Annotated in this window: 13 protein-coding genes and 1 pseudogene; 9 read left to right on the plus strand and 5 right to left on the minus strand. The window is 58.8% G+C overall.

Annotation, left to right across the window (positions count from 1 at the left end; translation table 11 throughout):
- The coding region (radC, locus tag D6877_RS21475; RefSeq protein ID WP_039757373.1) for a DNA repair protein RadC at positions 1-674 on the minus strand (674 nt) is incomplete at its 3' end.
- Between the two features lie 133 nt (positions 675-807).
- Between radC and coaBC the strand changes: the two genes are divergently transcribed.
- From coaBC to D6877_RS21510, 7 genes and pseudogenes are all read left to right on the plus strand, one after another.
- The gene (gene coaBC, locus D6877_RS21480; protein ID WP_130912053.1) at positions 808-2,016 is read left to right on the plus strand and encodes a bifunctional phosphopantothenoylcysteine decarboxylase/phosphopantothenate--cysteine ligase CoaBC; all 1,209 of its coding nucleotides are present in this window, start codon (positions 808-810) and stop codon (positions 2,014-2,016) included.
- A 5-nt stretch (positions 2,017-2,021) separates the two neighbouring features.
- Positions 2,022-2,477, plus strand: a complete 456-nt coding sequence (gene dut / locus D6877_RS21485; protein ID WP_016772550.1) for a dUTP diphosphatase — start codon at positions 2,022-2,024, stop codon at positions 2,475-2,477.
- A gap of 239 nt (positions 2,478-2,716) precedes the next feature.
- Positions 2,717-4,120, plus strand: a pseudogene (locus D6877_RS21490) (phosphomannomutase/phosphoglucomutase); the annotation flags it as partial.
- A 17-nt stretch (positions 4,121-4,137) separates the two neighbouring features.
- Positions 4,138-5,043: an acetylglutamate kinase gene (gene argB / locus D6877_RS21495; protein WP_130912047.1), complete on the plus strand. Its 906-nt coding sequence runs from the start codon at positions 4,138-4,140 to the stop codon at positions 5,041-5,043.
- A gap of 208 nt (positions 5,044-5,251) precedes the next feature.
- Entirely contained in the window at positions 5,252-5,482 is a 231-nt protein-coding gene (locus D6877_RS21500) for a hypothetical protein (RefSeq protein ID WP_016772547.1), read from the plus strand.
- An 18-nt stretch (positions 5,483-5,500) separates the two neighbouring features.
- Positions 5,501-6,073, plus strand: coding sequence for a hypothetical protein (locus D6877_RS21505; RefSeq protein ID WP_123441840.1), 573 nt, complete (start codon positions 5,501-5,503; stop codon positions 6,071-6,073).
- A complete protein-coding gene (locus tag D6877_RS21510; RefSeq protein ID WP_130912048.1) occupies positions 6,060-6,452 on the plus strand; it encodes a hypothetical protein in 393 nt (130 codons plus the stop codon). Before D6877_RS21505 ends, D6877_RS21510 begins: the two co-directional genes overlap by 14 nt.
- An 88-nt stretch (positions 6,453-6,540) precedes the next feature.
- On the opposite strand, the gene pyrE is transcribed toward D6877_RS21510, so the two are convergent.
- Positions 6,541-7,185, minus strand: coding sequence for an orotate phosphoribosyltransferase (pyrE, locus tag D6877_RS21520; protein WP_008062842.1), 645 nt, complete (start codon positions 7,183-7,185; stop codon positions 6,541-6,543).
- Between the two features lie 82 nt (positions 7,186-7,267).
- On the opposite strand from pyrE, the gene D6877_RS21525 reads away from it, so the two are divergent.
- On the plus strand, positions 7,268-8,047 hold the full coding sequence (locus tag D6877_RS21525) for an exodeoxyribonuclease III (RefSeq protein WP_016772543.1): 780 nt from the start codon (positions 7,268-7,270) through the stop codon (positions 8,045-8,047).
- A 69-nt stretch (positions 8,048-8,116) separates the two neighbouring features.
- On the opposite strand, the gene gltS is transcribed toward D6877_RS21525, so the two are convergent.
- The 3 genes from gltS to rph all read right to left on the minus strand — a co-directional run bounded on the left by gltS (position 8,117) and on the right by rph (position 10,812).
- Positions 8,117-9,325 (minus strand): sodium/glutamate symporter, encoded by a 1,209-nt coding sequence (gltS, locus tag D6877_RS21530; RefSeq protein WP_130912049.1) that lies wholly within the window; start codon positions 9,323-9,325, stop codon positions 8,117-8,119.
- Positions 9,326-9,695: 370 nt separating this feature from the next.
- Positions 9,696-10,064, minus strand: a complete 369-nt coding sequence (locus D6877_RS21535) for a DUF4870 domain-containing protein (RefSeq protein ID WP_016772541.1) — start codon at positions 10,062-10,064, stop codon at positions 9,696-9,698.
- A 25-nt stretch (positions 10,065-10,089) separates the two neighbouring features.
- Positions 10,090-10,812 carry a ribonuclease PH gene (gene rph, locus D6877_RS21540; RefSeq protein ID WP_027610407.1) on the minus strand — a complete coding sequence of 241 codons (723 nt, stop codon included), beginning with the start codon at positions 10,810-10,812 and terminating at the stop codon, positions 10,090-10,092.
- Between the two features lie 268 nt (positions 10,813-11,080).
- Between rph and D6877_RS21545 the strand changes: the two genes are divergently transcribed.
- On the plus strand, positions 11,081-11,580 hold a 500-nt coding region (locus tag D6877_RS21545), incomplete at its 3' end, for a YicC/YloC family endoribonuclease (RefSeq protein ID WP_347233426.1).

The raw sequence follows: 11,580 nt of genomic DNA on the forward strand, positions 1-11,580 counted from the left end.
TACATCCAGCCACACTCCGCCATCGACAGCGGTTCGCCGTCTCCGATGATGAAGTGATCGAGCACTCGCACGTCAATCAGCTCCAGCGCTTTCTGCAGGCGCTTGGTCAGCAGCCGATCGGCCTGACTCGGATCGGTGTTGCCGGACGGATGGTTGTGGCAGAGGATCACTGCCGCCGCGTTATTGGCCAGCGCCCGCTTCACCACCTCCCGAGGATGCACGCTGGTGTTGTCGATAGAGCCGCGAAACAGCGCCTCGAAATTGAGCACCTGGTGCTTTGAATCGAGAAACAGGCAGCCGAATACCTCGTGCGGCTCATGTCGCAACATCGCCTTGAGGTAGTCGCGTACGACCTGAGGGTTTTCCAGTGCCGGTTTCTGCCGTGAGCGCTCGGCCAGATGGCGCTTGCTCATTTCCTGGGCGGCTTGCAATTGGGCGAACTTGGCCGGGCCAAGACCCATTTGTTTACTGAATGCGTCCTGATCGGCCTCGAGCAGCAAACGCAGGCCACCGAATTGCGTCAGCAGATGTCTGGCGAGGTCGACAGCGCTTTTTCCGGGCAGTCCGGTGCGCAGAAAAATTGCCAGTAACTCAGCGTCCGAAAGACTCCCTGCGCCGTGTTCCAACAACCTTTCCCGCGGCCGTTCCGCCGCCGGCCAATCGCGAATACTCATAGCACCTCCTTGTCTGTGGGCGCCGCTGTTCCGTAGCGGTCGCTGTGATATCGTAGCCCATCTTTTTGGCGGTCGATTCAACCCTGGGGAGGGGCATCGCGCCGCAGTCATCAACGAAATGAAAGGCAGACCTATGCAGCGGCTGTATCGGAAACGCATCGTTCTGGGCGTCGGCGGCGGCATTGCGGCCTACAAGAGCGCCGATCTGGTTCGCCGCCTGATCGACCAAGGTGCCGAAGTGCGCGTGGTCATGACCCATGGCGGCGCCGAATTCATTACCCCGCTGACCATGCAGGCCCTGTCGGGCCACCCGGTTCACCTCGACTTGCTCGACCCTGCCGCCGAAGCCGCCATGGGCCATATCGAGCTGGCGAAATGGGCCGATCTGGTGCTGATCGCCCCGGCCACCGCCGACCTGATCGCCCGCCTGGCCCAAGGCATTGCCAACGATCTGCTGACCACATTGGTGCTGGCCACCGACGCCGTGGTTGCTGTCGCGCCAGCAATGAATCAGGCGATGTGGCGCGACCCGGCGACCCAGGCCAACCTGCAACTGCTCGAAAGCCGTGGCCTGAAGACTTTCGGCCCGGCCTCGGGCAGCCAGGCCTGCGGCGACGTCGGCATGGGCCGCATGATGGAAGCCACCGATCTGGCGCTGCTCGCCGCTGATTGCTTCCAGCGCCAGGCCCTGACCGGCAAGCATGTGGTGATCACCGCCGGCCCGACTCAGGAAAACATCGACCCGGTGCGCTACATCACCAACCACAGCTCCGGCAAAATGGGTTTTGCCCTCGCCGAAGCAGCCGTGGAAGCCGGCGCCCGTGTCACGTTGATCAGCGGCCCGGTGCACCTGCCGACGCCGGATCGCGTGACGCGGATCGATGTGGTCAGCGCCCGCGACATGCTCGCCGCCTGCGAATCTGCCATGCCTTGCGATGTGTTCATCTCGTCGGCAGCGGTGGCGGACTACCGCCCTGAAGTCGTCGCCCCGCATAAACTCAAGAAAGATCCTACGAGCGGTGACGGCTTCGTCCTGCAAATGGTGCGCAACCCGGACATCCTTGCCACCATCGCGACCCGTACCGACCGTCCGTTCAGTGTCGGCTTCGCTGCCGAAACCGAACACCTGCTCGACTACGCTGCACGCAAGCTGAAGGACAAGAATCTCGATCTGATCGTCGCCAACGACGTCGCCAACCCGAGCATCGGTTTCAACAGCGAAGAAAACGCCTGCAGCGTCATCGACCGTGAGCTGCACGCCACGGTTTTCGCCCAGACCAGCAAGAGCAAGATTGCTCGCCAACTGGTCACTTTTATCGCCGAACGTCTGAACCAGGTTTAATTTACATGCACGCTTTGCAAGCCAAGATCCTCGACCCACGCATCGGCACCGAATTCCCGCTGCCGCAATACGCCACCCCGGGCTCCGCCGGCCTCGACCTGCGCGCCATGCTGGAACAGGACATCGTGATCAAACCGGGTGAAACCGTGCTGATCCCCACCGGCCTGTCGGTGTACATCGGTGACCCGAATCTCGCCGCGCTGATCCTGCCACGCTCGGGCATGGGCCACAAACACGGCATCGTGCTGGGCAATCTGGTCGGCCTGATCGACTCCGACTACCAGGGCCCGCTGATGGTCTCCTGCTGGAACCGCGGCCAGAGCGACTTCACCATGACCGTCGGCGAACGCTTGGCGCAATTGGTGCTGGTGCCGGTGGTGCAGGCGCATTTCGAAATGGTTGAAGAGTTTGTCGAGACCGAGCGCGGTACCGGTGGTTTTGGCCATACCGGCACCAAATAACCGGATAGAAATTATTGTGGTGAGGGGGCTTATCCCCTCACCACAAAAAATGCACTACATCGGCAGCAGGTTTTAACACCGTAAATCAAGGTTTTGCTGGTCGCGAGCCCGGTCCGCCGAGGCATCATGGCCCTTTCATAGCACGAACTCTCTGTGGAAAACGCCGTCATACCCTTCAGTTTGAGCCTGCCGTCGAACATTTCGTCGGTCTGTCCCGCCCTTTTCGAGATGGAGCATGTCCACAGATGAGCACCCCCGCCAAGATCGCCCCGAAGCTGCCTGACAGCATTTTCCGCGCCTACGACATTCGCGGCACCGTGCCGGAATACCTCAACGGTGAAACCGCCTACTGGATTGGCCGTGCCATCGGCTCGCAGAGCCTGGCCCAGGGCGAACCGAATGTTTCGGTCGGTCGCGACGGTCGCCTGTCCGGCCCGGAGCTGGTCGCGGAACTCATTCGCGGCATCGCCGAGAGCGGTTGCCACGTCAGCGATGTCGGCCTGGTGCCAACGCCAGCGCTGTATTACGCCGCCAACGTGCTGGCCGGCAAGTCCGGGGTGATGCTCACCGGTAGCCACAATCCGTCGAACTACAACGGTTTCAAAATCGTCATCGCCGGCGACACCCTCGCCAACGAGCAGATTCAGGTGCTCCACGAGCGCATCAAGAACAATGACCTGAGCAGCGGCCAGGGCAGCGTCACTCAGGTCGAAATCCTCGACCGCTACAACACCGAAATCGTCCAGGACATCAAACTGGCCCGCCGCCTGAAAGTCGTGGTCGACTGCGGCAACGGCGCGGCCGGCGTGATCGCCCCGCAACTGATCGAAGCGCTGAACTGCGAAGTCATTCCGCTGTTCTGCGAGGTCGACGGCAACTTCCCGAACCATCACCCGGATCCGGGCAAACCGGAAAACCTCGTCGACCTGATCGCCAAGGTCAAGGAAACCAACGCCGATATCGGTCTGGCCTTCGACGGTGACGGCGACCGCGTCGGCGTGGTGACCAACACCGGCAGCATCGTCTACCCGGACCGTCTGCTGATGCTGTTCGCTCGCGACGTAGTGGCGCGTAACCCGGACGCGGAAATCATCTTCGACGTCAAATGCACTCGCCGTTTGGTGCCGCTGATCAAGGAATACGGCGGTCGGCCGCTAATGTGGAAGACCGGTCACTCGCTGATCAAAAAGAAAATGAAGCAATCCGGTGCGCTGCTGGCCGGAGAAATGAGCGGGCACATCTTCTTCAAGGAGCGCTGGTTCGGTTTCGACGACGGCATCTACAGCGCCGCACGACTGCTGGAGATCCTCAGCAAGGAAAAATCCACTGCGGAAGAGCTGTTTGCGACCTTCCCGAACGATATTTCCACGCCGGAAATCAATATCCATGTGACCGAAGAGAGCAAATTCAGCATCATTGATGCACTGCACGATGCTCAGTGGGGCGAAGGCGCCGACCTGACCACCATCGACGGCGTGCGGGTCGATTACGCCAAAGGCTGGGGCCTGGTGCGCGCATCCAACACCACACCGGTGCTGGTGCTGCGCTTCGAGGCCGATGACGAGGCTGAACTGCAGCGCATCAAGGATGTGTTCCACGCCCAACTGAAACGCGTTGCACCTGATCTCCAATTACCGTTCTGATCCACCCGGAGCCCTGAATGACCCTCGAACGCGAAGCCGCCGCCAACACTGCCAAGGTCCTGTCCGAAGCACTGCCTTACATCCGACGTTATGTCGGCAAGACCCTGGTGATCAAATACGGCGGCAACGCGATGGAAAGCGAGGAGCTGAAAACCGGCTTCGCCCGCGACATCGTGCTGATGAAAGCCGTGGGTATCAATCCGGTGGTCGTGCACGGTGGCGGCCCGCAGATCGGTGATCTGCTCAAGCGCCTGTCGATCGAAAGCCATTTCGTCGACGGCATGCGCGTCACCGACGCGGCGACCATGGACGTGGTGGAAATGGTCCTTGGCGGTCAGGTCAACAAGAGCATCGTCAACCTGATCAACCGCCATGGCGGCAGCGCCATCGGCCTGACCGGTAAAGATGCCGGGCTGATCCGGGCGAAGAAGCTCACCGTCTCCCGCCAGACCCCGGAGATGACCCAGCCGGAAATCATCGACATCGGCCATGTCGGCGAAGTCGTCGGCATCAATACGGAGTTGTTGAATCTGCTGGTCAAAGGCAACTTCATCCCGGTCATCGCACCGATTGGCGTCGGTGAGAACGGCGAGTCGTACAACATCAACGCCGACCTGGTGGCGGGCAAGGTTGCCGAAGCACTGAAAGCTGAAAAACTGATGCTGCTGACCAACATTGCCGGCCTGATGGACAAATCGGGGCATGTATTGACCGGCCTGTGCACTCAGCAAGTCGACGACTTGATCGCTGACGGCACGATCTACGGCGGCATGCTGCCGAAGATCCGTTGCGCACTGGAAGCGGTTCAGGGTGGGGTTGGCAGTTCGTTGATCATCGATGGTCGTGTGCCGAATGCGATCCTGCTGGAAATCTTCACTGACACTGGCGTGGGTACGCTGATCAGCAATCGCAAGCGTCCCTGATCGCTAATAGCTGAAAGCAAAAGATCGCGGCCTTCGGCAGCTCCTACGGGGATTTCGCACATGCGAGAATCCGCTTTTGCAGGAACTGACGAAGGCTGCGATTTTTTGGTGCGCGCAGGAAAAGCCTGACTCGATACAGCGAAACGTCCGACATCCACTCAGAACAAATCTCCATAGGATCTTCCTCTCATCCAACGGAGATTCACTCATGCAGAAAGATTACGTTCCCTACGGCAGCGATGTTTCAGCAGGCACCTACGAATGCGTGGACTGCGGCCATCGTTATTCCAATCAAGCCAAAACCTCTATGCCACCCTGCCCGCAGTTCAGGAAAACGGCGCATGTCCTGAACGGCTGGAAAACCCTCACCGGCCAGGGTGACGCCCCACAAGATCCGTACCCGGAAAAATCCGAAAAGCCGGCTGCCAGCAAAAAATAATTCTGGAGCGCCTGAGCCATGCAGATCTCGTTCACGATCGACGCCGATGCTTTCGAGCAGGAACAAAAGGAACCGGTAAAAAAGACCTTGCGCATCGGCGACGCTGAAATCGCCCATGCGCTGGAGCGCATCGCCAAAGCCAGTCTGACCGAATACCTGAAAATGCTGGTCGAGGGCGGCATGCCCAGCCGGGCGGACGAAGCCAAGCAGGATCGCCTGCTGTATCTGATCCAGAGTTACTTCGGGCAAACCCTGCCGACCGAATCGCAGATCTCGACGATCTTTCAACTGACCCAGAGCCAAAGCAAAACCCTGTTGAAGAACACCGTATCGCGCTTTCGCAATCAGCTCGACGACATCCTGCAGCACAGCATGCGCGCAGTGATCGAGTCCGCCGAACATGCGCAAAACGTGTTTCTGGTGGTGATCAGCTCGGACGTGATCCGCGATGAATTGAACATGCTCATCACCCAGAACGAGCCGACCTTCAAACCCATCACCAAACGCAAGGGCAGCGCCGGGCAATTCGAGATCAGCGAAGATTCCCACGCATTGCTCTGTGCAACGCTGGGTCTGAATGCCGTTCAGTGACATCGTCGCGGTCAGTGGCTTGCTGCTGACCCTGACCACGTTCATGTTCAATCTGGCGTGGCCGGAGCTCAATGAAGCGCTGGCTGAGGATGAATTTCAAAAAGGTTCGCAGGCCCGCAAGCGCAGTCGAGACAAGGTGATGGCTGCTTTCTACTGGCGAGCATTGCCATTGACGTGCGCTTTCGGGGCGCTGTTTTACGTTAACTTGCCGGCAGCAGTCGGGATCATGCGCAGCAGCACGCTGGACCTGTGGGATTTCGATGTGGATCGCACGTTGTACGTGATGGTGGTTGTTGCGCTGTTGGTGTTTGCGCTGGTCAATGTCGGATTGGCGCTGAGACTGCTCAGGAAATGGCAAAAACTGCGTAGACCACCGTAGGAGCTGCCGAAGGCTGCGATCTTTTGATCTTGATCCTGAAAAACAAGATCAAAAGATCGCAGCCTTCGGCAGCTCCTACAGGTATGGATCACACGCCAAATTGCGCGCGATACGCTTCCACGGCTGGCAAATGCTGTTTGAGCTGCGGATCATCGGCGAGGAATTCCAGCACCTGATTCAGCGAGACGATGCTGATCACCGGGATGCCGAAGTCACGCTCGACTTCCTGGATGGCCGACAACTCGCCGTTGCCACGCTCCTGGCGGTTCAGTGCGATCAGCACACCGGCGGCCTTGGCGCCGTCCTGGGAAGCGATGATCTGCATCACTTCACGAATGGCGGTGCCGGCGGTGATCACGTCGTCGATGATCAGCACGTCGCCAGTCAGCGGTGCGCCGACCAGGCTGCCGCCCTCGCCGTGGGCCTTGGCTTCCTTGCGGTTGAAGCACCATGGCAGGTCACGGCCGTGATGTTCGGCCAGCGCAACGGCGGTCGTGGCCGCCAGCGGAATGCCTTTATAAGCCGGGCCAAACAGAACGTCGAAGGAGATGCCGCTCTCGGCGATGGCAGCGGCGTAGAAACGCCCCAGTTGCGCCAGGGCCGAACCGGAGTTGAACAGGCCGGCGTTGAAGAAGTAGGGACTGGTGCGCCCGGACTTCAGGGTGAACTCACCGAAGCGCAAAACGCCGCGATCGATGGCAAAACGAATGAAATCGCGCTGATACGCTTGCATGAAAAAAACCCCAAATACCACGGATTTAGCTAATTAGCTTGACGCCGTGTATCATACACGCACGCGATTTTTGGGGCCATTTATGCGGATCATCAGTGTGAACGTCAATGGTATTCAGGCGGCAGTCGAGCGCGGTTTGCTCAGTTGGCTGCAAGCCCAGAATGCCGACGTCATCTGCCTGCAGGACACCCGTGCCTCCGCCTTTGAACTGGATGACCCAGCCTTCCAACTGGATGGCTACTTCCTTTATGCCTGCGATGCTGAAGTCCCTGCCCAAGGCGGCGTGGCTTTGTATTCGCGGTTGCAACCGAAGGCTGTCATCAGCGGTCTCGGTTTCGAGACGGCCGACCGCTACGGGCGCTACCTGCAAGCAGATTTCGACAAAGTCAGTATTGCCACCTTGCTGTTTCCTTCGGGGATGAACGGCGATGAGGACTTGAACCAGAAGTTCAAGCTCATGGACGATTTCGGCAAGTACCTGGACAAACAGCGACGCAAACGTCGCGAGTACATTTATTGTGGCTCGCTGTACGTTGCGCAGCAGAAACTCGACATCAAGAACTGGCGCGACAGCCAGCAATCTCCAGGCTTCCTGGCGCCGGAACGCGCCTGGATGGACGAGATTGTCGGCAACATGGGCTATGTCGATGCGCTGCGCGAAGTCAGCCGCGAAGGCGATCAGTACAGCTGGTGGCCGGATAACGAACAGGCCGAGATGCTCAATCTGGGCTGGCGTTTCGATTATCAGATCCTGACCCCTGGCCTGCGTCGCTCGGTGCGGAGCGCACGCCTGCCGCGTCAGCCACGGTTCTCGCAGCACGCGCCGTTGATCGTCGACTACGACTGGACGCTGACCATCTAAGCGTTTTATCGCAGCCAAAGAAAATGCCCGCATCGTGAGATGCGGGCATTTTTTATGCGCCTGTCTATGCTAGACCGCAGCGAAGAATGGCAAGGCCAGGTACAACTTGATCACGATGACGTTAACGATATCGATGAAGAACGCTCCTACCATCGGCACCACCAGAAACGCGATCTGCGACGGCCCATAGCGCTGCGTCACGGCTTGCATGTTGGCAATCGCCGTCGGCGTGGCACCCAGACCAAAGCCGCAATGCCCCGCAGCGAGCACGGCGGCATCATAGTTGCTGCCCATCACCCGGAACGTCACGAAAATCGCGAACAGCGCCATGACCAGCGCCTGCACGGCCAGAATAATGAAGATCGGCAATGCCAGCGCCGCCAGATCCCAAAGCTTCAGCGACATCAAAGCGATTGCCAGAAATAGCGAGAGGCTGACATTGCCGAGCACGGAAACTTCGCGCTCGAATACCTGATACAAGCCAAGCGCTGACAGACTGTTGCGCAACACCACACCCACAAACAGCACGCAGACAAACGTCGGTAGCTCGAAAGCAGTGCCTTGCAGCAAGCCATTCAAAAGATTGCCTGCGAGCAGGCTGACGGCAATCAGCGCCAGCGTCTCAACGAACGAAAACGGCGTGATCGAGCGTTCCTTGTTCGGCTGTTCAAAACCTCTTGGCAGTCGCGGCGCTTGTTGCGGATTGCAACCTGGCACTTGCACGCGCTTGATCAGCAACCGCGCGACGGGCCCACCGATCAGACCACCCAGCACCAGACCGAACGTCGCTGAGGCCAGCGCCAGTTCCGAAGCCGAGGCCAGGCCATATTTCTCGCTGAACACCGCGCCCCATGCAGCGCCAGTGCCGTGACCGCCGGCGAGCGTGATGGACCCCGTCAGCAAGCCCATCAAAGGATCAAGCCCAAGCAAAGTTGCCAACCCTATTCCCATGGCGTTCTGCACCACCAGCAAGCCAATGACCGCCAGCAGAAAGACGCCGACAACGCGGCCACCCTTTTTCAGGCTGGCGAGGTCCGCGCTCAAGCCAATCGTGGCGAAGAAAGCCAACATCAACGGTGTTTGCAATGATGTATCGAAGCGGACTTCTATATCGAAAGTGCGCAATATCAACAGGAGCACGGCAACCACCAGGCCGCCCGCCACCGGTTCAGGAATATTGTAACTTCGCAGAAAGCCAACACGCGTAACGAGTCCGCGTCCGAGCAGTAATACTAAGGAAGCGGCCACGAGCGTGCCGTAGAAATCGAGCTCAATCATGTGGATTATTCTTGGCTAAGTATTCACGAGGCGAGCGTTTACCTGGGCTCGACGGGTGAACCGGCTGATTTTCTCAACACTGATTACTGGGGAATTCAAGTGCCATCGATGGCTTGAACATATCGGAATGTTTCAACCGAAACATTACATTGGGCAACTTTAACAACCCGTTCGCGCCAATAACAAGAACGGGAATAAGCACTGGATCGATCAGTTGTGACCAAACATGTAATAGACGAATATCAGCAAATAAATGCCAAACCGCACATCGTTAACAGACTAGTCCTACAACAAAAACCAATTATTAAGTTGCACAAATAAAAATGCCCCGATAAGTCGGGGCATTTTCATATTGCGATACAACAGACTTTCACTTGATCAGTCGCCAAGTGAACGGATATCTGTAAGGAAAACCTTCGTTGGCTTTGACCCCTGCAATGATCGTCAGGACCAATGCCGCGATTGCCAGCAAACCAAAGAGGAAGAAACCAATGATCAGCAGCATGAGCAAAAAGCAGATCATCGAGGCAATGGCGACAGTGATCTGAAAATTCAGCGCCTCTTTGCCCTGTGCATCGATGAAAGGGTCCTTCTCGCGCTTCATCTGCCATAGGATCAGCGGCCCGATCAGATTGCCGAACGGAATCCAGATCCCCAGCAAGGCGGACAAGTGACAGAACATCGCCCATTGGCGAACCTCCTGGCTCGGCTTGGGCAGCAACTCTTGCTCGTCACTCATCACGTCCTCCTTGTGGTCAAGAACCTTAGTCGGCCAGCGCAGCCTTCTGCAGTTCGAAGATCTCGTTCATGCCTTTCTTCGCCAGTTCCAGCATGGCATTCAAATCTTCAGGCTGGAAAGGGGCGCCCTCGGCGGTGCCCTGCACTTCGATGAAACCACCGGTGCTGGTCATCACCACGTTCAGATCGGTTTCAGCTGCGGAATCTTCAAGATAGTCCAGATCCAGCACCGGCTCGCCCTGGTACATGCCGACCGAGACCGCACCGATCATCTGCTTGAGCGGGTCACCGCCTTTCAGGCCGCCGCGCTTCTTGATCACTTTCAAGGCATCGACCAGCGCAACCATGGCGCCGGTGATGGACGCGGTGCGAGTACCGCCATCGGCCTGGATCACGTCGCAATCGACATACAGGGTCACGTCGCCGAGCTTGGACATGTCCAGCGCTGCGCGCAGGGAACGGCCGATCAGGCGCTGGATTTCCAGAGTACGACCGCCCTGCTTGCCACGGCTGGCTTCACGCTGGTTACGCTCGCCGGTGGCGCGCGGCAGCATGCCGTACTCGGCAGTCAACCAGCCCTGGCCCTGACCTTTGAGGAAACGCGGCACGCCGTTTTCGACGCTGACGGTGCAGATGACTTTGGTGTCACCGAATTCGACCAGTACGGATCCCTCGGCGTGTTTGGTGTAGTTGCGGGTGATGCGGATCGAGCGGAGCTGATCGGCAGCGCGACCACTTGGACGTTTCATAGGGATACCTGTACTGAGGACGGAAAACTGCGGAGCATTATAGAGCGCCGCACCGCGAGTGGGCACTGGTTAAAACCGCCGGCCGACGACCGAAGCCCCTCAAGCGCGCATAACCGACGGGCTGCAGCGCTTTGTCACACCGTGTGTTTGGGCGCATTCGCCGCACTGCGCTACAATCCTGCGCCTTTGCTGCCTGTCGGCTTAAATTCATTGAAATCGCGCCTGCGAAACAACGTTTCGCGCCGATCTGCATTGCGAGGTCACCGCCATGGTGCACAGCATGACCGCCTTCGCCCGCGTCGAGAAAGCCGGCGTTCAGGGCACCCTGAGCTGGGAACTGCGCTCGGTCAACAGCCGCTATCTGGAACCGCACCTGCGCTTGCCCGAATCGTTTCGCGACCTCGAAGGCGCCGTGCGTGAAGCGCTGCGTCAGGGTCTGTCGCGGGGCAAACTGGAATGCACGCTGCGCTTCACCGAAGAAAGCACCGGCAAGCCGCTGCAAGTCGACCGCGAGCGCGCTGCACAACTGGTTGCCGCTGCGGAAACCGTGGCCGGCCTGATCAAGAATCCCGCCGCGCTGAATCCGCTGGAAGTGCTGGCCTGGCCCGGCGTGCTGGTAGCCGATGCGTCCGACCCGCAAGCGCTGAACGCCGAAGCGCTGGCGCTGTTCAATCAGGGCTTGAAGGACTTGAAGGCTGGCCGCGAGCGCGAAGGCGCGGAGCTGGCTCGCTTGATCAACGACCGCCTGACGTCCATCGAAGAAGACGT

It is taken from the genome of Pseudomonas sp. Sample_9 (assembly GCF_004307535.1).
Lineage (GTDB): Bacteria > Pseudomonadota > Gammaproteobacteria > Pseudomonadales > Pseudomonadaceae > Aquipseudomonas > Aquipseudomonas mercuritolerans.